Source organism: Sphaerisporangium aureirubrum (genome assembly GCF_042658925.1).
Lineage (GTDB): Bacteria > Actinomycetota > Actinomycetes > Streptosporangiales > Streptosporangiaceae > Sphaerisporangium > Sphaerisporangium aureirubrum.
Genome location: NZ_JBHSRF010000051.1, coordinates 42,668 through 65,734, shown reverse-complemented (window position 1 = coordinate 65,734; position 23,067 = coordinate 42,668). Strand labels below are relative to the sequence as shown.

Here is a 23,067-nt window from a genome sequence, read left to right as displayed (position 1 = left end):
TGGCCATCAACCGCCGATCCCCCAGCCACGCACCACGCGTCAGTTCCCCGGCGACGGGAACCGCCACCCGCTCAAACAGCGCCCGCACCGGCTCAAACCCCAGCCGAGCACGAGCCTGCGCGATCCCGCCCGAGGTCGGCGGCGACCACTGCGCGTCCCAGCACCCCCAACCCGACAACGTTTCACCCAGCCGGACCGCGATCTCCTCGTAGTCCTCATCGGCGAACAACGCCATCGCCATCGCGAAATACACCATCACATGCGGCGGCAACTTCCCACCCACGCGCCTGGCCTGCCTGCCCGCCACCGCGACCACCTCATCGACCACATCACGCGGCACCGACGCAGTCAGCACTCCCAACGAGACCCAATCCGTCAACCGGCCACCCACCACACCACCACGCGTCACACGACCCGATCCTCCCGAACCACCCCCACACCACACAGAACGACACACCCACCACAAAGATCAACTTAAGCTAAGTGGCATTGGGGCGAGCCCCCACACCCCCCGCCTGCCGGGCTCATCCTTACGCCACCGCGAACCGCCTCGCCGTGCCGGCGCCGTATTCCACACCGTCGTGGAGCCGTCAGAGGGGGTTATCCACAGAACGTCGCTCACCGGATACGGCACGTGCTCGTCCGAGGCATGCTGGCCGCCATAAGAACCAGGAGAAACGCCAAGGAGGCAACAGTGAACGACGTTCTCATCACGTTGGGCGGCAACGTCGTAGGCGACCCGCGGGAGTACAGGTTGAAGGACGGCACCACGGCCACATACCTGCGTATCGCATCCACGCCGCGGGTGTTCGACAAACAATCAGGCACCTGGCGCAACGGCGAGACCGCCTACTACACCATCTGGTGCTACCGCACCCTGGCCGAAAACGTCAGCCGTTCTCTCGCCGCAGGCCATCCGATCGTCGTCCACGGAAGGCTGCGCATCAAAACGTACGAGAAAGACGGCCAGCGTCGCCACAGCGCCGAAGTGGACGCCACCATGCTGGGCCACGACCTGCGCTGGGGAGTAAGCGAATTCGGCAAAGCCCAGCGCCCAACGACAGAAAACACCACAAGCGCGACCAAGGAGGAAGCTCCCCCTTCCCCAGCCACACAGCCGGGTGAAACCGCCGACGACCTGGCCCTGCCCATGGCGGCGTAACCCGCCTCGCCGCCCACAACTTCACCGACGGTCCACAGGACCCGGGCGCTGCTCGGGCGGACGCGCCCTGCTCGGCCGGGACGCGCAGCCGCTCGGGCGCGATGTGCCCCGGTCGGTCGGTTCGCCTTGCCCGACTGCTCTGCCGCTGGAGAGGGCTAGGGGGCGGCTTCGTGTGGCCCTCGCTGGTTGTACAGTTCACCTGTGCAGGTAAGCTGTGCAATCTGGGGTGGTGGTTCTGAGGAGGGGCATGAGTGGAGGTTGTGGGTTGTCGCCTTCGGCTGTTCGGGCTTCTCGGGAGGTGCGGGCTGTCATTGGGCGGTTGCGGCGGCGGATTCGGGCGGCTGGAGGGGCTGAGGACATCAGTCTTGGTCAGGCGACGGTGCTGGCTCGGCTTATGGACAATGAGGGGCTTACGGCTAGCGATCTTGCTGCGGTTGAGGGGATGCGGCATCAGTCGATGACCGCCACCGTCGCGGCTCTGAGGGGCATGGGGCTGGTTGAACGGCGTCGTGATCCGGGGGACGGGCGGCGGCTGCTGATCGCGCTTACCGGAGAGGGGCGCCGGCGGGCCGAGGAGGGGCGGCAGGCGCGCGGTGAGTGGCTCGCCGCCGAGTTGCAGGAGAAGTGCACCGAGGAGGAACGGCAGACCGTGATCGCGGCCATGGCCGTGCTGGAGCGGCTCGTCCGTGACTGACGAGACGATCACGGTGCGCGGGCACACAAGGACGGCGGGTTTCGACCGCAGGCTCGTTCCCCCGATGATCCTGGGCTCGGTCCTGAACCCGATCAACTCCACCATCATCGCCGTCGCGCTCGTCCCCATCGGCACGGCGTTCGGGGCGCCGTCGTCGCAGACCGCCTGGCTGGTCTCGGCCCTCTACCTGGCCACCGCTCTCGGACAGCCGATCGTCGGCCGGCTGATCGACATCTTCGGCCCCCGCCGCCTTTTTCTCCTCAGTACCAGCCTCGTCGGCGTCGCGGGCGTCGTCGGCACCCTGGCTCCCAACCTCGGGGTCCTGATCGCGGCGCGAGTCCTGCTCGGCTTCGGCACCTGCGCCGGGTACCCCGCCGCCATGGCACTGCTGCGCAGCGAGGCCAAGCGGACCGGCCGGGACAGCCCCGCGGGCGTGCTGACCACTCTGGCGGTCGCCAACCAGACCATCGCCGTGGTCGGCCCCCTGCTGGGCGGCCTGCTGATCGGGGTGGGCGGATGGCGCACGACCTTCGCGCTCAACATCCCCCTGGCCGCGGTCGCGGTCACCCTCGGCGCGCTCCGGCTCCCCAGGCAGCCGAGCGTTCGCACGGCGGCCCGGGGCGGGCCGGCCGCGCAGATCGACCTGCCGGGCATGGGCCTGTTCGCCGCCATGCTGTTCTCGCTGCTGCTGTTCCTGATGAACCTGCGCACCGCCGACTGGTACCTGCCGGTGGTCGCCGTCGCCGCCGGAGCCGGATTCACCGTGCGGGAGCTGCGCGCGAAGACGCCGTTCATCGACCTCAGGGTGCTCGGCGGCAACGTGCCGCTGCTGGCGACCTACGGCCGGGCACTGGTGGCCTACGTCGTCTCCTACGCCTTCCTCTTCGGGTTCACCCAGTGGACGGAGGAGAGCTACGGCCTCTCGCCCTTCCACGCCGGACTGGTGCAGATGCCGATGTTCCTCGTGGGGATCGCCGTCTCCGTCGCCATCGGCCGGCGTGGTGGGGTCCTCGGAAAGCTCCTGCTCGGTGCCGCCGGCCAGATCGCCGCCTGCGCACTGATGCTGACTCTCACCGCAGGAAGCCCTCTGTGGGCGCTGCTCGCCCTCGGCGTGGTCTTCGGCGTGCCGCAGGGCGCCAACAACCTGGGCCTGCAGAACTCCATGTACTTCCAGGCCGACCCCCAGCGCACCGGTTCGTCCGCCGGCCTGCTGCGGACCTTCGCCTACCTGGGCGCGATGATCGCCTCCTCCGCCACCGCCGCGTCCTTCGGGCAGCGCGCCGGCACCGCCGGGATGCACCACCTCGCCTGGATCATGCTCGTCGCCGCTGTTCTGTACCTCCTCATCACCGTCTTCGACCGAAGCCTGCGACGCCTGTCGACCGAACCCGCGCGAGAGGCATAGCCGTCGGCGACTGAGGCGCGACCTGAACTCAACGGTCTGGGGTTGGGGTGGGCGGGGCAGGGCGGGTCCAGATGACGCCTTGGGGCATGAGGGGCTCCTCTCGGGGTGGGCGGTGTCCAAAGGTAGCGGTTCTCGTCGCGGGGCGCACAGTCTGCGACTATTGTGTTACACATCGTGAGACACGGGGTTGGGATTGCGGATAAAGCGGACAAATCAGGGTCGGACGCTGAGGTGGGGGATGTGATGACAACGCCCAGAGAGACTGCGATCGACGCGCGCCGCAGGGTGGTGTCGTTGGCCGACCGGTGGCCGCTGCTCGGGCAGCCGGGTCCGCTGGTGCTCTATGTGTGCGGGACGGTGGGGCTCGCCGTGGGGGCGGCGGCGCATCTGGCGCGGACGACCGAGTTCCGGTGGGCCGAGCTGCTGACCTTCCTGGCGCTCATGGCCTGCGGGGCGGTCTGCATCGAGGCGACGCGGCGCCTGGGGATGCCCGCGGGCGTCTCACGCGACCTGCTCTCGGCGTGGTGGCTGCCGGTGGCGCTGCTGCTGCCCCCGGTGTACGCGCTGCTGGCCCCCCTGCCGCTCCAGTTCCTGCTGCAGATCCGCGTGCGGGCCACGGTGCTGTACCGGCGCGTGTTCAGCGCGGCGGCGATCGGGCTGGCCGCGGTGGTGGCGTCGCTCTGCTTCCACGGGCTGGCCCGCGAGCCGATGAGCGGGCACGTCGGCGCGGGGCCGCTGTTCCTCGCGGTGGCGTGCGCGGTGCTGTTCACCGTGCTGAACACCGCGCTGATCGCGGTCGCCGCCGTCATGTCCGACCCCGACACCCGCTGGCACGACGTGCTGTGGGACCGCGAGCGGGCGCTGCTCGACGTCGTCGAGCTGTGCCTCGGCGTGCTGGTCGCCCTGGCCTGCGGCATCAGCCCTCTGCTGCTGGTGCTCACCCTGCCGCCGGTGGTGCTCCTGCAGCGCAGCCTGCTGCACGCCCAGCTCCAGGCCGCCGCCCGCACCGACCCCAAGACCGGCCTGCTCAACGCCACGGCCTGGCAGCGCGAGGCCGACACCGAGATCATCAGGGCCCGGCGCACCGGCGAGACGCTCGCTCTGCTGATCGTCGACATCGACCACTTCAAACGGGTCAACGACACCTACGGCCACCTCGTCGGCGACCAGGTGCTCGCCGGGATCGCCACCGCCGTCCGCAGCCAGCTCCGGGACTACGACGTGGTGGGCCGGTTCGGCGGCGAGGAGTTCGTGGTGCTGCTGCCCCGGGCGGACGTCGCCGAGGCGCGCCGGGTGGCCGAGCGGCTGCGCACCCGGGTGGGCCGCATGGCCATCCCGGTGGAGGAGGCGCTGATCACCGTCACGATCTCCGTCGGGGTGGCCATCATGAGCGTCCACGGCGACGATCTGATCGAGCTGCTGGCCGCCGCCGACCTGGCGCTCTACCGTGCCAAGGAGCTCGGACGCGACCGCATCTGCCTGCCGGTGGCCCCGGTGCCCCCGCAGCGCGCGCAGGGGGACAACTCCGAGGGCAGGATCCCCTAGGCTTAAGGGCATGCCCGAGTACATCTACACCATGCAGCGCGTGCGGAAGGCGCACGGCGACAAGGTGGTCCTTGACGACGTCACGCTGCACTTCCTGCCCGGAGCCAAGATCGGTGTGCTGGGCCCCAACGGAACCGGCAAGTCCACCCTGCTCAAGATGATGGCAGGCCTGGAGCACCCCTCCAACGGCGACGCCCGGCTGATGCCCGGCTTCACCGTCGGGATGCTCCAGCAGGAGCCCCCGCTCAACGAGTCCAAGACCGTCCTCGGCAACGTCCAGGAGGGCGTCGCCGAGACCCTCGCCATGCGCGCCAGGTTCGAAGAGATCGCCGAGCTCATGGCGACCGACTACAGCGACGAGCTGCTCGACGAGATGGGCAAGCTCCAGGACGTGCTGGACCACCGCAACGCGTGGGACATCGACAGCCAGCTCGAGCAGGCGATGGACGCCCTGCGCTGCCCCCCGCCGGACGCCGACGTCACCACCCTGTCCGGTGGTGAGCGCCGCCGCGTGGCGCTGTGCAAGCTCCTGCTCGAGCAGCCCGACCTGCTGCTGCTGGACGAGCCCACCAACCACCTGGACGCCGAGAGCGTGCAGTGGCTGGAGCAGCACCTGGAGAAGTACCCCGGCACCGTCCTGGCCGTGACCCACGACCGGTACTTCCTGGACAACGTGGCCACCTGGATCCTCGAGCTCGACCGTGGCCGCTGCTACCCCTACGAGGGCAACTACTCCACCTACCTCGAGGCCAAGGCCGCCCGCCTGAAGGTCGAGGGCCAGAAGGACGCCAAGCGCAAGAAGCGCCTGGAGGACGAGCTCCAGTGGGTGCGCTCCAACGCCCGGGCCCGTCAGACCAAGAGCCGCGCCCGTCTCCAGCGCTACGAAGAGATGGCCGCCGAGGCCGACAAGTACCGCAAGCTCGACTTCGAAGAGATCCAGATCCCGCCGGGCCCGCGCCTCGGCACCACGGTCATCCGGGCCAACGGCCTCACCAAGGGGTTCGACGACCGGCTGCTGATGGAGGGCCTCACCTTCGACCTGCCCCGCAACGGCATCGTCGGCATCATCGGCCCGAACGGCGTCGGCAAGACCACGATGTTCCGCATGATCATGGGTGAGGAGACGCCGACCGGGGGTTCCATCACCATCGGCGACACCGTCAAGATCTCCTACGTCGACCAGAGCCGCGGCAGCCTGGAGCCGAAGAAGAACGTCTGGGAGGTCGTCTCCGACGGGCTCGACCACATCAAGGTCGGCCACGTCGAGATGCCGTCCCGCGCGTACATCGCGGCGTTCGGGTTCAAGGGCGCCGACCAGCAGAAGCCCTCCGGCATCCTGTCCGGCGGCGAGCGCAACCGCCTCAACCTCGCGCTCACCCTCAAGCAGGGCGGCAACGTCCTGCTGCTGGACGAGCCCACCAACGACCTGGACACCGAGACCCTGTCCAGCCTGGAGAACGCCCTGCTCGAGTTCCCCGGCTGCGCGGTCATCACCTCGCACGACCGGTGGTTCCTGGACCGCACCGCCACCCACATCCTCGCGTGGGAGGGCGGCTCCACCTGGTTCTGGTTCGAGGGCAACTTCGGCGACTACGAGAAGAACAAGATCGAGCGCCTCGGCCCCGAGGCGGCGCGCCCGCACAGCGTCACCTACCGCAAGCTCACCCGCGACTGACCGAGCCCAGTGATCCGGGCGCCCTGGGGCGCCCGGACCGGCGGTTCAGGCGCGCAGCCAGACGGCCGTGTCGGGGGGCAGGACGGACGGATCATAGGGTCCGCTGGACAGCAGCACCTCGCTGTAGGGCGGCAGCGGCACGGGGCCCTCACCGCAGTTGATCGCGCAGATCAGCTCGCCCCTGGCGAAGATCAGCGCGTCCTCCGACGACCCGAGCCAGGTGATCGTCCCGGGCAGCGTCTCGCGCAGCGTACGCCGCACGGCCAGCACCCGGCGGTAGAACGACAGCGTCGAGGCCCGGTCGCCGTCCTGGTGGGCGGCGGTCAGCGTGGCCCACGCGGCGGGCTGCGGCAGCCAGGGCCTGGTGCCCTCGGGGGAGAAGCCGAACGGCTCGGCGGTGCCGGACCACGGCAGCGGCACGCGGCAGCCGTCCCGGCCGGTCACTTCCCCGCCGGACCGGGTGAAGATCGGGTCCTGCCGGGCCTCCGGCGGCAGATCCTTCACCTCGGGGAGTCCGAGTTCCTCCCCCTGGTACAGGTAGGCCGAGCCGGGCAGCGCGAGCATGGTCATCAGCGCCGCGCGTCCCCGGGCCGGGCCGGCCTGCGGGTCGAGCGAGCCCTCGCCGTACCGGGAGATGTGCCGCACCACGTCGTGGTTGGACAGCACCCACGTCGGCGCGGGCACCGCGGCCAAAGTCTCGTCGATGACGGTGCGGAAGGCCGTGGCCGACCACGGCGCCTCCAGCCAGGCGAAGTTGAAGCTCTGGTGCAGCTCGTCGGGCCGGACGTAGCGGGCGAGGTCCTCGGTGCTGTCGGTCCACACCTCGCCGACGGCGGCGCGGTCGTCCGGGTAGGAGTCCAGGACCTTGCGCCACTCGCGGTAGACCTCGTGCACCTCCGGCTGGCTCCAGATGGGGGACTGCGACCGGAACCCCTCCTCGGCGGGCGGCACGTCGGGCAGGTCCGCGTTCTTGTACAGCCCCATCGCCACGTCGATGCGGAACCCGTCCACGCCCCGGTCCAGCCAGAAGCGCAGGACGTCGAGGAACTCCTCGTGCACCTCGGGGTTGCGCCAGTTGAAGTCGGGCTGCTCGGGGGCGAACAGGTGGAGGTACCACTGCCCGTCGGGCACTTGGGTCCATGCCGGGCCGCCGAACACCGACGTCCAGTTGTTGGGCGGCGCGTCGCCGTCCCGGAAGATGTACCGGTCACGGGCCGGGTCACCCGGCGGCGCCGCCAGAGCCGCCTGAAACCATCGGTGGGCGGACGAGCTGTGGTTGGGCACGATGTCGACCATCACCCGCAGGCCGAGCTCGTGCGCGGCGGCGACGAGCGCGTCGAAGTCCGCGAGCGTGCCGAACAACGGGTCGACATCACGGTAGTCGGCCACGTCGTATCCGCCGTCGGCCATGGGCGAAGGCTGGAAGGGGGTCAGCCAGACCGCGTCGACACCGAGCGCGGCGAGGTAGGGGAGGCGGGAGCGGATCCCCTGCAGGTCGCCGACGCCGTCTCCCGACGCGTCGGCGAAGCTCCTGACGTAGATCTCGTAGACGACGGCATCACGCCACCATGGGGAATTAGTCACAAGTGCTTGGCTGCCCCCTGATCTACGGACTTAAGCCTTGATCTGCGCCTAAGGAAAACATAAGGCCGTCCCGGGGCCCACCGGACGGTCACCGGTCAGGAGTTCACCAGGGTCTGCGCCGCGTATTCGAGGTACTTCCACAGCCGGTCGCTCTGCTCCTCGGGGAGGTCCAGGGAGTCCACCGCGTCGCGCATGTGGCGCAGCCACGCGTCCCGCTCCGGCTCGCCGATGACGAACGGCGCGTGGCGCATGCGCAGGCGGGGGTGGCCGCGCGTCTGGCTGTAGGTGTTCGGGCCGCCCCAGTACTGGATGAGGAACAACCTCAGCCGCTCCTTGGCCCCGGTGAGGTCGATCTCGGGGTAAAGCGGGAGCAACAGGGGGTCGTCGACGACTCCCTCGTAGAAGCGCTCGACGAGGCGCTCGAACACCTCCGCGCCGCCGACGGCGTCGTAGAAGGACTCGGATTCCTGCGGAGTAGCGGACACGCCTCCAAGGGTACTCAGCCCCCGGCGGGCTTTCTTAGACGCCCGCCAGCGGGACGCCCGCGCCGTCCAGGGCACGTTTGACGCGCATGCGCAGCTCGCGGGCCACCTCGGCCTGGTGGGCGGGCACGGACTTGGCGGTGATCCGGAAGATCATCGCCTTGTCGGAGAGCTGCTCCAGGGAGTACACCTGGGGCTCCTCGACCAGCGCGGTCTCCCGCAGCTGCGGGTCCTCCCACATCTCGACGGAGATCTGCTGGAGCAGGTCGCGGATCCCGGCGATGTCGGCGTCGTAGGCGACCGGCACGTCGAGCAGGGCCCGGGACCAGCCCTGCGACTCGTTGCCGACCCGGGTGATGGTGCCGTTGCGGACGTACCACACCCGCCCGTCGGCGTCCCGCAGCCGGGTGATGCGCAGGGTCACCGCCTCGACCGTGCCGACGGCGGCGCCGGTGTCGATGTGGTCGCCGACGCCGTACTGGTCCTCCAGGAGCATGAACATGCCCGCGATGAAGTCCTTGACCAGCTCCTGGGCGCCGAAGCCGACCGCGACGCCGAGGATGCCGACGCTGGTCAGCACCGGGGCGAGGTCGAGTCCCAGCCGCCCGAGGATCATCAGCACGGCGGTGCCGATCACGATGACCGAGACGAGGCTGCGCAGCACCGAGCCGAGGGTCTCGGCCCGCTGCCGGCGCCGCTCGTTGAGCAGCAGGGCAGTGGGGGAGGTGTCCTGCTCGGCCGCCTGCCGCTGGCGCAGCCGCTCGGGCCGGAGCCCGTCGGCGGCCCGCCGGATCACCCGGTTGATCAGGCGCTGCAACAGGGCGCGCACGATCAGCGCGCCGATGACGATGACCACCAGGCCGATCACCCACGCCACCGGCGACACCCAGGTCGTGGGAAGCACGTGCAGCAGGGTCGCACACAGCGGATTGGCATCGCCAGTACCGGTGCTACACGTCTCCATCACAGTTCTGGCGGTCTCACCGAGATCAGGTATGGACGGTGTGGGGGTGGGCGTCGGCTCCAGGGCGAGCAGGGACACGCGGAGGGGTCCTCCTTCGGATCGGACCGGCCGGCGGCGCAGTCGCGGTACTTGACCTAGAGAAAACGGTACTTGACCCGACTGGAACCGCCGACCGGCCCGGCCGCCGTCACGGCACGCCGGGGAAGACGGGAGCGCCCTGGTCCGGGGCCGCGGAGGGCGGACCCGGGCACCCCGGTGACGACGGACCCGGCGCGGGACACACACCCGGAAGTGTGTCCCGCGCCGTCTCCGATCGGGGGCTGCCCCCCGACCACCACCGAGCCCGGATGGAGGTTCGGACGCGGTGGCCGTTCATGTTCCCGGCGGGGTCGCCGGGATCGCCGGAACCGGCGGAGTGCCCAGCGTCCGTACGGTCGTGTGAGCCACGCCGCGCGGACGCTCCGCACCGGGCACCCCGCCGGCCCAGGAGGCCGCGGTGAACGGCCAGGGGCGTGCGGGACACGGGGCAGGCGGGCGTGCCCGCCGGGTCCCGCTCGGCCTAGTCGGACACCGCGGCCAGCACTCTGGCGACCTTGGTCGCCGCTCCGGCGGGATCGTCGGCCCGATGCATGCGCTCACCCCAGGACCACCAGTAGTAGGCGGGGGAGGCCTGTGGCCGGCAGGTGACGTTCTCGGCGAGGCTTGTGGCCCTTGGGTTGATCACCCGGACGAAAGTCCGCCCGGACTGCGTGCGCACGACGCGGGCGAGCAGCCCTCGGGCGTCGAGCTCGTCGACCAATCGTTCCAGGTGCCGGAAGCCTTCGTCCACTGGGGGTCTTCCTCGTCTCGTCTGTTTCGGGATGGTGATTCCGGGTTCGTGGGGCCAAATCTGACCGACCCCGACCACGCGGTCAACGAAGGTTCGTCGAGCGATGGGTAAGGGGATATTTAAAGTGGGTTGAAAGAAGGTCCCCGGCGGGGGACGATCCTATGCCAGCAGGTCTTACAGTCCATTCGCGCTCGGTCAAATCTGGTCCATCATTCTTAACAAGACACGGCAAAACCCGGGCACGGCGCCGTGTCAGCGCAGGTGGGACCGGTCGGAACAAGTGACCAGGTGAGCGACTGGCCACGAAGGAGGGGCCGGTATGTCCGGCAGACAGCACAAGGAAACGGAGTTGGCGCGGCGAACCCGGGCGCGTGGCCTGGCGGTCGGGCGTACCTCAGCCCGAATCGCCGAGGAGGTTTACGAAGAGTGTGCCCCTCATTTTGGGACAACTCGCATTAAATCTCACCGGCTCGCTCATGGCATCGCCCTGGCCGACGTCATCGAACAGGTCCGCGCGTTGTTCGAACGCGACGGCAAACCTGTGCCCGGCATCGGCGAGACGCTTTTGAGCGCCTACGAAAGCGGCCTCAAGAGGCCGGGACCTGAGTACCTCCACTATCTGTGCTCCGTCTACCGGGTCGAACCGGTCGCCCTCGGCTACGACGGGCCGTGCATCTGTGGCCACGGCCACCGCATGCCCGGCGTCGTCCGAGGCGGCCTCCAAGAGGCCACACCCGATGATTCCCCCGATCCGCGCGAGCTTTGGGTGAAACCGCCCGGCGATCCTTCCGCGGACGGGGGTGAGGAGGACGAGAACGTGTTACGTAGGACCCTGCTGAAGGTCATCACCGGAGCCACGGTGCCGCTGACACCGCAAGTGATCAACGCGGCCGAGAACATCCGGCGGCGCATGGACGAGACCCTGGTCTCGACGACCGTGTCGCCGGCCATGCTCGACCACTGGGAAGAGTCGGCGGCGTCGTTCGGCCGCCAGTACATGAACACCCCGCCGATGCGCCAGCTGTGCGACGTGCTGCTGGAGTTCAGCACGGTCCGGCAGGCGATGGAGCGCCACCAGCCCATCGACCTGCAGGAGCGCCTGTGCGCCCTCGCCGCCCGCCTGTCCGGCCTGGCCGGGATCATCATGATCGATCTCGGTGACCAGCGGCTGGCCCGATCCTTCTTCCGTACCTCCCGCAGCGCGGCCGACGAGACCGGCGACCGCGCGCTGCGCGCCTGGGTCACCGCCCGCGAGGCCCTGGTCCCGCTGTTCTACGGCGATCCGCGCGAGGCCCTCACCCTCGCCAAGAAGAGCCGTGACCTCGCGGGCCAGACCCCCTGCGCAGCAAAGGCCATGGCCCCGGTGGTCGAGGCCAGGGCCCTGTCCATGCTCGCCAACGCCAGCGGCAAGAAGGACGTGGTCGACCAGGCCAAGCGGGCACTCGCCCGGGCGCGGGCCGCGTTCGCCCAGATGGCCCCGGCGCAGCAGGAGGACACCGTCTTCGGCTACACCGAGCGCCAGCTCTACTTCCATCAGGGAGACGCGCTGGCCAGATTGGGCCAGACCATCGAGGCCGACCTGATCCTGGAACAGGCGCTGGAGAAGTACGAAGGCGACCTTCTGGACCAGACACTGATCCGGTTCGACCGTGCCCACTGCCGTCTGCTGGAGGGTGACGGCGAGGAGGCCCTGAGGATCGGCGATGACGCCGTCAAGCGGGTCGGAAGCGGCTATCTTACGGACATCATCACCCGTCGTGCGGTGGACCTCGCCCGGGCGATCGAGCTGCGTTGCGGCGATATCCCCGGTCTGCGCCAGTTCCGGGAATCGCTCAACGAGCGGAAGGACACGCAGGAGTCCCCGGAGAACATGACAGCGGAGGCTTAGGTTAGATGAGGCTGCTGCTCAGGCGGTATCGCTGGTCGGATCTTGACGCCGTCTGGGCGCTGCACCGCACGTGTCTGGCACAGGTGGGCATCATCGCCGGGGACGGCGTGTACTACGAGGACGACATGCCGCGCATCAACGAGATCTATCTCGCCGACCGGGGTGAGTTCCTGGTCGGTGAGGTGGACGGCGGGCAGCTCGTCGCCATGGGCGCGCTGCGGCGGGTCGACGACGAGACCGCCGAGGTGTGCCGGCTGCGGGTCCATCCCGAGTTCCAGCGCCGCGGGTTCGCCACCCGCATGCTGGAGGCCCTGGAGGAGGCGGCCTCCCGGCTCGGCTACACCTGGCTGCGCGGGGACACGACCCTGGCTCAGGGTGCGGCGCTGGAGCTGTACCGCAAGTTCGGCTGGCGGGAGGTCCGCCGGGAGCAACAAGGCGGGCTTGTGGTTGTTTACGGTGAGAAGCCGGTTACTGTGCGGCCTTCATCGGAGATCAGTAGATACTCGTAACATATCGTATATCAGCCGACTCCAGAATTGGTGCTTGCGAATTATCCTGACTCGCGAATAATTGGGTCTTCAGCTCTGCTGAGCTGCCGACCCCGGGAGGGTTCAGGATGAAAAAGATCGTTGTTCGCAAGCCCGGTATGGCCCGTCTGACCGGCGCGGCCAGTGCGATTCACAAAGGGTGAGCGATCACCCTGAGCACATCTGGATCCACGGCGGGTCGTCCGGCGCACGCCGGGCCCTGGTCGCGGGACTGGATCTCCCGATTCCGGCCTTCGTCTTCGACGCGCACCGTCGAAGGCGGGGGCCGTACACCTTCGGCGGATCCCTGCTCCGCGCCCTGGTTCCGCCCTGTGCGGAGCGGGCGCCCGGCGTGGTCGCCGCGCACGAGATCGAGATCAGGGCCGCCGCCGTGGACCTGCGCGCCCGGGTGGCCGCGCGGCACCGCCCGCTGAGTTCGGTCCTCCCCGAGGACGAGCGCATTCTGGTGCCGGGGGCGCGGCGCACGTCGCGGATCGCCAATGGAATCGCGGAATTCGTCCGGGACTGCGGCACCTGTCCGGGCAGCGTCGTGGTCGGCGACGTGCACGAGGCGGACCCGACCGATCGTGAACTTCTGGCCACGCTCGTCCGCCGTTTCGACCCACGGCGATTGACAATTGTCGCGTGTTCGGGTGAGCCTCCGCCGGAATCATTTAAAGGTCACCGTATTACGGCCGAATCATCCCCTTGGGGAGATCCGGAAGACCTCGCGGAGCGTTATGTCACCTCGGACGGCACCCTGGACGACCCGCGCGCCGCCGCCGCTTACCACGCGCTGCCCGCCGCCGAGCGCGCCCGGCTGCACGACCGGCGCGCCGACGAGCTCGCCGCCACCGGCGACCCGTCCTGGGCCCTCGGCGCCATCCCCTATCACCGCGAGCACGGCGGCGATCCGTGCGGCGCGGGCGCCGAGGCCGTCCTCGCGGCCCTGACCCACTGCGTGGCCGAGGGCTTTCTGGACGCCGCCGCCGACCTCGCCCGGCGCGGGCTGCGGCTCTCGGAGCCCGGCACCGCGCGCTGGTGGACGTTCACCCAGTCGGCCGCGACGGCCCTCGCCGGGCTCGGCCGGACGGACGAGGCACGCGAGCTGTACGACGCGGCGCGCGGGGCCAGCGTGGACCCCGAGGTGCACTCGGCCGCCGCCTACGGGACGGCCATGCTGGACGCCCGCCACCCGGACCCGGACCGTCGCGACCTCGGCCGGGCCGAGCGATGGATCAACGAGGCCGTCGCGATCTCCTCCCTGCTGCCCGACCCGGCCGTCCGCGCCTTCAAGCTGGGTTTCGACCTCAACGGCAAGGCGCTGATCGAGGCGCGGCGCGGCGACTCCGGCGCGGCGCTCGCGCTGGTGGACGAGGCCATCGGCCTGGCCGAGCGTGACCTGCCCGCCGGGCGCCACCTGATCCACCGCGTCGTCCTGCGGGGCAACAGGGCCCAGCTTCTCGGCGGCCTCGGGCGCCGTGCCGAGGCCCTCGCCGAGCTGGACGCGGCGATCGGCATCGACCCCGACCACCCCGACCACTACCTGGACCGGGGCACCCTGCTGTTCCGGATGGGACGGCCGGACGCCGCGCTCGCCGACGTCGAGACGGCGCTGCGGCTCAGCCCGCCGCTGCCGGAGGCGTACTACAACCGCGCGCAGCTGCTGCTCGCCCTGGACGATCTGCCCGGCGCCCGCGCCGACCTGGACCGCGTCCTGGAGCTGGACCCCGGCTGGCTGGACGCCTACGTCAACCGCGCGGGGCTGCTCCTGGAGCTGGGCCTGGACGACAAGGCCCGGGCGGACGTCGAGGCCGGGCTGGCGCTGGCGCCCGGTGACCCGCATCTGCGCTGCATCCTCGGCCAGCTGGAGGCCGCCGCGGGGCGGCCCTGCCAGGCCGAGGAGGCGTTCGTGGCGGCGCTGGAGACCGCCCCGGGGCTCGCGCAGGCCTGGGCGAGCCGGGCGAGCCTGCGTTACGGCCAGGGCGACCTGGAGGGCGCCGTCACGGACCTGACCCGCGCCGTCGAGCTCGGCGGCGACGCGGCCGTCCACTTCAACCGCGCGATGGCCCTGCGCGACCTCGGCCGGCTGGACCGCGCGCTGGACGATCTGCTCCGCGCCCAGGCCCTCGACCCCGCCGACCCCGACATCGCGAGGGCCCTCGCCGAGGTGCGCGACGCGGCAGGGGATTCCGGTTCCGCGCGGTGACGCCCGGCGACGTGGGAGGCGGGGGGTGCCTAACAAATAGATATAGGTGGTTTATTGAGCATTTGCCCGAAGAGTCACGACTCGGCGAGCTGGAGAAGCTTCGCGATGATCTCCGGGAGCTCCGGCGGATCGACCTGGTCGGGGAGGGTGGCGAAGTCAGCGGGGGAGTGCCAGGCGGAGCCGAGGTACGTCTCGCTCTCCTCGGTGGTGAGGAGGGACGGGGCGACCTCGGGGGTGGTGGTGGGGAAGAGGGCCAGATAGAACGGCTCGACCTTGGAGTAGTGCACCCCTAGCCAGTGGTAGTCGCGCGGCACCGGCACCCACGTGTCCAGCACCGCGTCGCCGGGCAGGCTAGTCTCCTCGGTCAGCTCGCGCCGCGCCGCGTCCAGAGGCGTCTCCCCGGGGTCGAGCCCGCCACCGGGCGGCTCCCAGAACGTGACGCCGCTCACGGTGTCCCGCCAGTGCATCAGCAGCACCCGGCCGCGGCCGTCCACGCAGACGACCCGCGCCGCCGGGCGGTCACTGCTCAAGGTCGTCGGGGGTGTCGGGCCAGGTGTTCGCGTTGACGATGGCCCAGAAGTCGTCGGGAGGGGCCGTGGCCTGCCGGTCGCCCTGCCGCTGGAGCTCGGCCGCGATGGCGCGCTGCTCGGTGTACGCGCCCTTCATGGCCTCCAGCCACTCGACCGGATCCACACCGGCCGCCTGGGCGGACCTGATCGCCATCTCGGCGTACTGCTCGGGGGTGGCGTTGAGGATCCATCCGGTACGCGCCACCAGCTCGTCGTCGGTGAGCTCGCCGCGCTGCCAGGCGATCGCCTCGGTCAGATGCTCGGCGACGAAGACCGCGTTGACGTAGCCGGGCAGCATCGCCGCCAGGGCGACGGCCGCCCGCTTCTCTCCCGGTGACAGCGTGTCCCATTTCAGCACCCGCCGGCTCCTCTCCGCTCGCCCGGGCGACACTGTACTGGCCGTTTACCCCGCCCGGGCCGCTGGGTGCCCGCGCGTCGCGTCCAACCTGTGGAAGGCCGGGCCACGATCACCCCCCGGAGCGGTAATCTTCCTCAACGCTAGGTGGAGGAGTGAATTCACCGATGAGCTCCGAGTACGTGCTGACCCTGTCCTGCCCCGACCGGCCCGGGGTGGTCGCGGCGGTGTCCGGCCTGCTGGCGGCGCACGGCTGCAACATCACCGAGAGCCAGCAGTTCGGCGACCCGGCGGCGGGGCGGTTCTTCATGCGCGTGCAGTTCACCTCGGACCTCACCGAGAGCGACCTGCGCGGGCTGTTCGCCGGCCTCGCCCCCGAGCTCGCCATGGAGTTCCGCCTGCACGACCTGGCGGTGAAACCCCGGGTGTTGGTCATGGTGAGCAAGCTCGGCCACTGCCTGAACGACCTGCTGTACCGCATGAGGTCCGGGCTGCTGGACATCGAGATCGTCGCGGTGGTGTCCAACCACCCCGACCTGCGCCCGCTCACCCAGTCGTACGGCATCGACTACCACCACCTGCCGGTCACCCCCGAGACCAAGCCGCGCCAGGAGGCCGAGGTGCTGACCCTGGTCGACCACTACCGGGTCGACCTCGTGGTGCTGGCCCGCTACATGCAGGTGCTCTCGGAGGACCTGTGTGCCAAGCTGTCCGGCCGGGTGATCAACATCCACCACTCGTTCCTGCCGTCCTTCAAGGGCGCGAAGCCCTACCACCAGGCGCACTCCCGGGGCGTGAAGCTGATCGGCGCGACCGCGCACTACGTGACGGCCGACCTCGACGAGGGCCCGATCATCGAGCAGGAGGTCGCCCGGGTCGACCACACCCACTCGCCCGAGGACCTCGCCGCCATGGGCCGCGACGTCGAGCGCCTGGCCCTGGCCCGGGCCGTCCGCTGGCACGCCGAACAACGCGTCCTGCTGGACGGCCACAAGACCATCGTCTTCCCCCGCTGACCCGGCGTTCCGGCCCTGGCGGTGCCGCGCACGGCACGCTCTCCAGGACCGGGCCGGATCCTCGGCCGTCAGCCGGTCAGGCCCGTGTGGCGGGCCAGGAAGGCGAGCTGGTCGGCCAGCATCTCGACCGAGCGGCTCACCGCGCGGGCGCCGTGGCCGACCTCGCTCTCGTTGCGCAGCAGGATGGGGCGCTCGTCGTCGGTCTGGGCGTGCTGGAGCGCGGCGCACATCTTCCACGCGTGCAGCGGGTGCACCCGGGTGTCGGACCCGAAGACCATGAACAGCGTGGCGGGGTACCGCACCCCCTCTCGGACGTGGTGGTAGGGGGAGTAGTCCCACAGCCAGGCGAACTCCTCGGGCACGGCGGCCGAGCCGTACTCGACGTTCCAGGTGGCGCCGAGGCCGAACTGCTCGTACCTGATCATGTCCAGCAGCGGCGCGGCGCAGGCCACCGCCGCGTACAGCTCGGGCCGCTGGGTCAGCGCGGCGCCCACCAGCAGGCCGCCGTTGGAGCCGCCGGAGATGGCCAGCTGCCCGGGCGTGGTGACCCCGGTGGCGATGAGGTGCTCGGCCGCGGCGTGGAGGTCGTCGAAGACCCGCTGCTTGCCGCCGAGCATGCCGGCCCGGTGCCACTCCTCGCCCTGCTCGCCGCCGCCGCGCAGCTGCGCCACCGCGTACACGCCGCCGGCCTCCACCCAGGCCAGGGTGCCGGCCGAGAAGCCGGGGGTCAGGGACACGCCGAAGCCGCCGTAGCCGTACAGGATGGTCGGCCGGGGCCCGTCGCCGGGACGCGAGGTGACGATCATGTGGACCTCGGTGCCGTCCGCCGAGTGGTACACCACCTGCTCGGTGGTCACCTCGGGCACCTCGACCGCGCCCGGCGCCGCCGCCCACAGGGTGGTCTCGCCGGTGCGGGCGTCGTAGCGCCGGATGCTGGTGGGGCTGGTCTGGTCGGTGTAGCCGAACCACGCCTCGTGGCCGCCCTCGGGGTGCTCGGTGATCGCGCCGATGCTGCCGAGGCCGGGCAGCGGCACCTCGCCGATCCGCTCGCCGGTGACCAGGTCGTGCACGGTGATCTCGCTGATCGCGTGGCGGGTCCAGCCCGCGAGCATCACCGGGCGGTCGAGGTCGTCGAGGATCGCGAAGTCCGACAGCACTGCCTCGGCGTCCTCGGCGATCAGCTCGCGCCAGTGCTCGGCCGTCAGCCGGCCCGGCTCGGTCACGCAGATCCGGGCGCGCGGCGCGTCGAGGTCGGTGAAGACGTAGACCCGGTCGTCCCTGCCGAACTGCAGCACGGTCTGCGCGTCCACGTCCTGCTGGACGGTGACCAGCTCGGGGGCCTCGAGCGGCGAGGTGGAGAGGTCGGCCACCCACAGGTCGTTGCGCGGCGCGGTGCCCCGGGAGGCGGAGACCGACAGCCAGCGACCGCCGGTGGCGACCGAGACGCCGTAGTAGTTGGTCTTCTCCCGGCCCTCGCCGAAGATCATGACGTCCTGCTCGGTGGGCGTGCCGAGGCGGTGGAGGTAGACCCGGCGATGGTAGGCCTCTTCGCCGGCGGGGACCTCGCCGGGGGCGAGCCTGCGGACGTAGTAGAACGCCTCGCCGCCGGGCAGCCAGGCCACGGGGGAGTACCGGCAGCGGTCGATCGGGCCGTCCAGGAGCTCGCCGGTGACCACGTCGATCACGTAGAGGTTGGACTCCTCGTCGCCGCCGACGGAGATCTGGTAGGCCAGGGAGCGGCCTTCCTTGTCGGGCTGCCAGGAGTCGATGGTGGTCAGCCCGGAGGCGTCCATGGCGATGGGGTCGAGCAGGACCTGCTCGGCGCCGTCGGGGCCCACGGTGTAGAGCACGGCGTGCTCCTGGTCGGGGGTGCGGCGCATGAAGAAGCGCCGGTCGCCCCGCCAGGTCGGCGCGCCGATCGTGCCGGACCTCACCAGCTCGGCGACGCGGTCGCGGAACGCGTCCCGGTGGGGCGCGGCGGCCAGCTGTTTGGCGAAGAGATCGCTCTGCGCGTCGAGCCATTCCTTGGTGGCGGGGTCGTCGGGACTCTCCAGCCAGCGGTACGGGTCGGGCACCGGCGTGCCGTGGATGTGGTCCACGACGTCGTCCCGGAGGGCGTTCGGGTACGGCTCTCGCGTCATGATGGCGAGCTTATGGCACCATCGTCATAGTGAGCGTAGGGAAGGAGACCGGCTTCGCCGTGGGCGGATCTCCCCGGGACAAGAGTGATCTTTCCCGGAAAGGTTTGCTTAGCGGGTGGAACCGGACATAAACCGAAAGGCGGGGTCTGGAAGACACGACCGTTAATTGGGGTGGCGGGAGAGTCGACCGAAAGGCCACACTTGCTGAGGGCGGTGCCGTGGAACCCATCCACCGGACCGTCCGGCGGAGGTCCACGTGACGGAATCATCCGGGGCCCAATCAGACGGGCCGCAATCCGGGGTGTGCTACTGCGCACCCCATCCTCGATCACGCGCGGCGGGAAGGGCCCGCTGATGCGCCAGGTCCTTCTGCTCAACGCCACCTTCGAGCCGCTCACCACCCTCAACCTGCACCGCGCCGTGGTGCTGGTGATCAGGGAGAAGGCGGACGTCGTCCATCGTGACGGGCGGGGCGCGGTCCTGCGCTCGGCCTCCTGCACCCTGGACGTTCCCTCGGTCATCCGGTTGCGGCGTTACGTCCGCATCCCCTACCGCTCACGCATTCCCCTGACCCGCGCGGCCCTGATGCGCCGGGACGACTACCGCTGCGCCTACTGCGGGCAGCGGGCCGAGACCATCGACCACGTGCTGCCCCGCTCCCGTGGGGGGCTGCACACCTGGGAGAACTGCGTGGCCTCGTGCATGACCTGCAATCACCGCAAGGCCGACCGTCTGCTGGACGAGATCGGCTGGAGCCTGCGGGTGCTCCCCGCCGTGCCCCGTGGTGCCCACTGGCGGCTCATCGGGGCGCAGTTCGACGGCGACCCTCTGTGGGCCCCATATCTGTCCGAAACCGCAGCCTGACGACCACATCCACCCCCCGGCGCCACCGGCGTGCGGGGGGTGGTGCGTTTCACCGCCGGGGTAGGACGGCGTTACCGGTGGGCAAGAAAACGTCACCCCAGCGGAGTGCGCGTTTCAGATCTGGTGTTCGAAAAATGTCGTATGCGGCGACTAGTGTAGTGGTATGGCCAACGTCACCACGCCGCTCCTGACGACCGCCGAAATCGCCGCCCTCGCCCTCTCCCTGGCCCACCTCGGTGAGGGCCCCCAGGCGCTGACCGCCCGGCGCGCGCTGCGCCGGATGCTCGACACGCTCGACCTCGATGACGAGGTGACCGCCTCCACCCTGGACACCCTGACCACACCGCTCCCGCCTGACGTGGCCAGACGCGCCCGCACCATCGCGAACGCCGTCACCGGCCGCCAGGTGATCCGCCTTCACTACCGCGACGCCGGCGGCCGCGTGAGCTCCCGCGACGTAGAGCCCGTGACCTGCCTCGTCCACCGCACCCACTGGTACCTCGTCGGCTGGTGCCGCTCCCGCATAGGCATCCGAGCCTTCCGCTTCGACCGCATAGTCGCCGCCGAACCAACCCTCATCCCCGCCCGCCCCCACCGCGCCGAGCGCTACCTCCCCTTCCAACGCCGCATCACCGCCGCCTGAAAACCCCGGCCCACACCGAAGCCCCGGGGACGCCCCCCACCCGCGTCCCCGGGGCGATCACCCCCAAAGGCCGCGGGCAATGTATGAGGCATTACTCATAGGTGAGCGCGGGCGGGGAGGGGTGGGTCAGCCGCAGCATCCGCCGCCGCAGCATCCGCCGCCGCCGCTGGTGGGGCGGGGGGCGGTGGCGCCGCCGGTTACGGCGACGGTGGAGAGGAGTTTCACCGTGTCGGCGTGGCCCTGCGGGCAGGGGGCGGTGTCCGCGGAGGCGGACATGGGGCGGGAGACCTCGAACGTCGAGCCGCAGGCGCGGCAGCGATAGTCATAGCGCGGCATGGGACAAGGGTACGGCCTGCTTCTCAAATCTCGGCGCCGATCCAGGTGGCGAGGGCGGCGGTCAGGGTCTCGGGGGGCTGGGGGCTGGGTTTGGTGGAGATCCAGGCGGTGTGGCCGTCGGGGCGGAGCAGGAGTGCTTCCAGGTCGGGGTGGCCGGGGCATCGGCCGTGATGGACGTCCACCCGGCCGGTGGGGAGGGCCGGGAGGGAGCGGGGGGTGAAGGTGAGCAGGAGGGGCCGCGCGGGGGCGAGCAGTTCGGCGACGCTGGTGGCACGGCCGTCGGTGAACAGCTTCAGGTTCGGGGCCAGACCGCCGAGCCAGGGATGGTCGCCGGGAATCTTCGGGTCGTACCTGGTGCTCACACCGGTCATGAGCTCGGCCAGATGCCTGCGGACCGCCGGCAGTTCCGCCAGCTCGCCGAGCAGGGAACGGAGCGGATCGAGGCCGGGGTCCCGGCGTCCGAGGATCGCCTGGGCGCGTGTGGTGCGCAGGACCCGCGCGCCGGCGGGATGGCGCTCGTCGTGGTAGGTCGACAGCAGGCCGTCCGGCGCGTGCCCGAGGACGGTCGCGGCCAGCTTCCAGCCGAGGTTGACGGCGTCGTCCAGCGCCACGTTCACCCCGACGGCCCCGGCGGGCGGATGGATGTGCGCCGCGTCCCCCGCCAGGACGACGCGTCCCGCGACGTACCGGTCCGCCTGCCGGGCCGCGTCGGAGAACCTGGTGAGCCATCGCGCGGCCCCGAGCACCACCGTCCGCCCGAGCGTCTCGTCGAGCACACGCCGGAAGTACGCCAGGCCCACCGGCTGATCGCGGTCCCCCGGCGGTGACGGTTCGGTGAGCACGATCCGCACGTAACCAGGCCGGGGGATCACGAACACCGCCCCGCGTTCGCCTTCGGTCACCCCATACGGCAACGCGGCGGGATCGACGAGCTCCACGTCGGCGAGCAGGCCGGACATGGTGGCCGGAGTGCCGGGAAAGCCGATCCCGGCGAGCTTGCGCACGGTGCTGCGGCTCCCGTCACACCCCGCGAGGTGACTCGCCCGCACCCGCTCCTCACCGTCCCCGGAGCGCACGGTCACCGTGACCCCGTCGCCGTCCTGGTCGAGCCCGGTCACCTCGCACCCCCAGCGCACCCGCACCCCGAGCTCCGCCACCCACTGCTCCAGCAGCTCCTCGACCCGGGTCTGCGCGATCCCCAGCACGTACGGGTGATCGGTCCGCATGACCCCGAGCTCCAGCGGCCGCCTCGGATCGGCGAACATGTTGTGCGTCACCAGGGGCCCCTCCGCCAGAAACCGGCCGGCGATCCCGCGCCGGTCCAGCAACTCCAGACTCCGCGCGTTGAGCGTGAACCCCCGGCAGAAGGCCGAGCGCCCCGCCAGCCGATCGACCACCGTCACCTCCACCCCGGCCAGCGCCAGCTCACCCGCCAGCATCAACCCGGCGGGCCCCGCCCCCGCCACCAGGACCGTCATCGGATCTCCCCCTCCTCGCGAACCGAACCGCCCTTCCCCGGGCCGTCCGCCCGGACGGGTACCGGCACTGCCTCCGGCCAGGGCAGACGCCCGTCGCCGATGTCGCGGACGATCTCCTCGATCCAGCCGAGCTCGGCCCGGTACATCCGCACCGCGTACTCGGCCTCCACCACGAACAAGCGCGGCAGGCCACCGTCCAGCGCCGCGCGATGCCCCTCCTCGATCTCCCCGAGCAACTCCCGCACGCGTCCGGCTCGCTCCCGCAGGGCGTCCACGGCCCCGTCCGGCCCGAGCACCCCGAGGTAGCTGACGGCGGACAGGAACTTCGGGAACTCGGCCGCCGGCACCCGCACCAGCTCGTCCACCCAGCGCAGGAACTCCGCCTCCCCGAGCGCGGTCCGCCGGTACACGGTCCGCTCCGGCCGCGCCCCGACCCGCTCGTTCTCCCACGCCTCGATCCACCCGGCCTGTTCCAGGGCCCGCACCACGTCGTACAACGACCCCGTGGTCACCTTGAACACCCGGTCCATCCCCCGCTCCCGCAGGGTCACGGCCATGCCGTGCGGATGCATCTCCCGCTCCGTCAACAGCCCCAGCACCGCCAGCCCCAACGAGTTGGACACCCTACGCCGACCAGTCGCCACCTGATAATCGCCTCCGATCACTCGGATCCGAGTATTACCTCGCACGGCGAGCCTGTC

General features: G+C 70.6%; 22 protein-coding genes. 11 read left to right on the top strand and 11 right to left on the bottom strand.

What is annotated here, in order from left to right; all coding sequences use genetic code 11:
• Nucleotides 1-409: transposase domain-containing protein (locus ACFP1K_RS27515; RefSeq protein WP_380758530.1), on the bottom strand; the 409-nt coding region annotated here is incomplete at its 3' end.
• 285 nt (nt 410-694) lie between these two features.
• Between ACFP1K_RS27515 and ssb the strand changes: the two genes are divergently transcribed.
• The 5 genes from ssb (at nt 695) to ettA (ending at nt 6,481) form a co-directional block, all read left to right on the top strand.
• Entirely contained in the window at nt 695-1,162 is a 468-nt protein-coding gene (gene ssb, locus ACFP1K_RS27510) for a single-stranded DNA-binding protein (RefSeq protein WP_380758528.1), read from the top strand.
• Nucleotides 1,163-1,409: 247 nt separating this feature from the next.
• Nucleotides 1,410-1,856 carry a MarR family winged helix-turn-helix transcriptional regulator gene (locus ACFP1K_RS27505; protein WP_380758526.1) on the top strand — a complete coding sequence of 149 codons (447 nt, stop codon included), beginning with the start codon at nt 1,410-1,412 and terminating at the stop codon, nt 1,854-1,856.
• On the top strand, nt 1,849-3,261 hold the full coding sequence (locus tag ACFP1K_RS27500) for an MFS transporter (RefSeq protein ID WP_380758524.1): 1,413 nt from the start codon (nt 1,849-1,851) through the stop codon (nt 3,259-3,261). Before ACFP1K_RS27505 ends, ACFP1K_RS27500 begins: the two co-directional genes overlap by 8 nt.
• A gap of 243 nt (nt 3,262-3,504) precedes the next feature.
• On the top strand, nt 3,505-4,806 hold the full coding sequence (locus ACFP1K_RS27495; protein WP_380758522.1) for a GGDEF domain-containing protein: 1,302 nt from the start codon (nt 3,505-3,507) through the stop codon (nt 4,804-4,806).
• 10 nt (nt 4,807-4,816) lie between these two features.
• Nucleotides 4,817-6,481 (top strand): energy-dependent translational throttle protein EttA, encoded by a 1,665-nt coding sequence (ettA, locus tag ACFP1K_RS27490; protein WP_380758520.1) that lies wholly within the window; start codon nt 4,817-4,819, stop codon nt 6,479-6,481.
• 45 nt (nt 6,482-6,526) lie between these two features.
• On the opposite strand, the gene ACFP1K_RS27485 is transcribed toward ettA, so the two are convergent.
• The 4 genes from ACFP1K_RS27485 to ACFP1K_RS27470 all read right to left on the bottom strand — a co-directional run bounded on the left by ACFP1K_RS27485 (nt 6,527) and on the right by ACFP1K_RS27470 (nt 10,340).
• Entirely contained in the window at nt 6,527-8,065 is a 1,539-nt protein-coding gene (locus ACFP1K_RS27485) for a glycoside hydrolase family 13 protein (protein WP_380758518.1), read from the bottom strand.
• A 95-nt stretch (nt 8,066-8,160) separates the two neighbouring features.
• Complete coding sequence (locus tag ACFP1K_RS27480; RefSeq protein WP_380758516.1) at nt 8,161-8,550, bottom strand: globin; 390 nt, start codon at nt 8,548-8,550, stop codon at nt 8,161-8,163.
• A gap of 34 nt (nt 8,551-8,584) precedes the next feature.
• Nucleotides 8,585-9,451, bottom strand: coding sequence for a mechanosensitive ion channel family protein (locus ACFP1K_RS27475; protein WP_380758514.1), 867 nt, complete (start codon nt 9,449-9,451; stop codon nt 8,585-8,587).
• Nucleotides 9,452-10,070: 619 nt separating this feature from the next.
• Nucleotides 10,071-10,340 (bottom strand): hypothetical protein, encoded by a 270-nt coding sequence (locus ACFP1K_RS27470; RefSeq protein ID WP_380758512.1) that lies wholly within the window; start codon nt 10,338-10,340, stop codon nt 10,071-10,073.
• 319 nt (nt 10,341-10,659) lie between these two features.
• On the opposite strand from ACFP1K_RS27470, the gene ACFP1K_RS27465 reads away from it, so the two are divergent.
• The 3 genes from ACFP1K_RS27465 to ACFP1K_RS27455 all read left to right on the top strand — a co-directional run bounded on the left by ACFP1K_RS27465 (nt 10,660) and on the right by ACFP1K_RS27455 (nt 14,964).
• Nucleotides 10,660-12,228, top strand: a complete 1,569-nt coding sequence (locus ACFP1K_RS27465; protein WP_380758510.1) for an XRE family transcriptional regulator — start codon at nt 10,660-10,662, stop codon at nt 12,226-12,228.
• A 5-nt stretch (nt 12,229-12,233) separates the two neighbouring features.
• A complete protein-coding gene (locus ACFP1K_RS27460) occupies nt 12,234-12,737 on the top strand; it encodes a GNAT family N-acetyltransferase (RefSeq protein ID WP_380758508.1) in 504 nt (167 codons plus the stop codon).
• Nucleotides 12,738-12,915: 178 nt separating this feature from the next.
• Nucleotides 12,916-14,964 (top strand): tetratricopeptide repeat protein, encoded by a 2,049-nt coding sequence (locus ACFP1K_RS27455; RefSeq protein WP_380758506.1) that lies wholly within the window; start codon nt 12,916-12,918, stop codon nt 14,962-14,964.
• 74 nt (nt 14,965-15,038) lie between these two features.
• Here ACFP1K_RS27455 and ACFP1K_RS27450 read toward each other — a convergent pair whose 3' ends face one another.
• Both ACFP1K_RS27450 and ACFP1K_RS27445 read right to left on the bottom strand, forming a co-directional pair.
• Nucleotides 15,039-15,494, bottom strand: a complete 456-nt coding sequence (locus tag ACFP1K_RS27450; RefSeq protein WP_380758504.1) for an NUDIX hydrolase — start codon at nt 15,492-15,494, stop codon at nt 15,039-15,041.
• Nucleotides 15,484-15,891, bottom strand: coding sequence for a hypothetical protein (locus ACFP1K_RS27445; protein WP_380758501.1), 408 nt, complete (start codon nt 15,889-15,891; stop codon nt 15,484-15,486). Before ACFP1K_RS27445 ends, ACFP1K_RS27450 begins: the two co-directional genes overlap by 11 nt.
• 164 nt (nt 15,892-16,055) lie before the next feature.
• Here ACFP1K_RS27445 and purU point away from each other — a divergent pair, with 164 nt between their 5' ends.
• The gene (purU, locus tag ACFP1K_RS27440; RefSeq protein ID WP_380758499.1) at nt 16,056-16,904 is read left to right on the top strand and encodes a formyltetrahydrofolate deformylase; all 849 of its coding nucleotides are present in this window, start codon (nt 16,056-16,058) and stop codon (nt 16,902-16,904) included.
• Nucleotides 16,905-16,972: 68 nt separating this feature from the next.
• Here the strand turns inward: purU and ACFP1K_RS27435 are convergent, their stop codons facing one another.
• Complete coding sequence (locus ACFP1K_RS27435) at nt 16,973-19,045, bottom strand: prolyl oligopeptidase family serine peptidase (RefSeq protein WP_380758497.1); 2,073 nt, start codon at nt 19,043-19,045, stop codon at nt 16,973-16,975.
• Nucleotides 19,046-19,399: 354 nt separating this feature from the next.
• Between ACFP1K_RS27435 and ACFP1K_RS27430 the strand changes: the two genes are divergently transcribed.
• A complete protein-coding gene (locus ACFP1K_RS27430) occupies nt 19,400-19,909 on the top strand; it encodes an HNH endonuclease (protein ID WP_380758494.1) in 510 nt (169 codons plus the stop codon).
• 163 nt (nt 19,910-20,072) lie between these two features.
• Nucleotides 20,073-20,552, top strand: coding sequence for a helix-turn-helix transcriptional regulator (locus ACFP1K_RS27425; protein WP_380758493.1), 480 nt, complete (start codon nt 20,073-20,075; stop codon nt 20,550-20,552).
• A 126-nt stretch (nt 20,553-20,678) separates the two neighbouring features.
• Here the strand turns inward: ACFP1K_RS27425 and ACFP1K_RS27420 are convergent, their stop codons facing one another.
• From ACFP1K_RS27420 to ACFP1K_RS27410, 3 genes are read right to left on the bottom strand one after another with little or no spacing between them, the layout of a single operon-like run.
• Complete coding sequence (locus tag ACFP1K_RS27420) at nt 20,679-20,888, bottom strand: FmdB family zinc ribbon protein (protein WP_380758491.1); 210 nt, start codon at nt 20,886-20,888, stop codon at nt 20,679-20,681.
• Between the two features lie 23 nt (nt 20,889-20,911).
• Nucleotides 20,912-22,366: an FAD-dependent monooxygenase gene (locus ACFP1K_RS27415; RefSeq protein ID WP_380758489.1), complete on the bottom strand. Its 1,455-nt coding sequence runs from the start codon at nt 22,364-22,366 to the stop codon at nt 20,912-20,914.
• A complete protein-coding gene (locus ACFP1K_RS27410) occupies nt 22,363-22,989 on the bottom strand; it encodes a PadR family transcriptional regulator (protein WP_380758486.1) in 627 nt (208 codons plus the stop codon). The genes ACFP1K_RS27415 and ACFP1K_RS27410 overlap by 4 nt, the downstream gene beginning before the upstream one ends.
• Nucleotides 22,990-23,067: the final 78 nt, after the last annotated feature.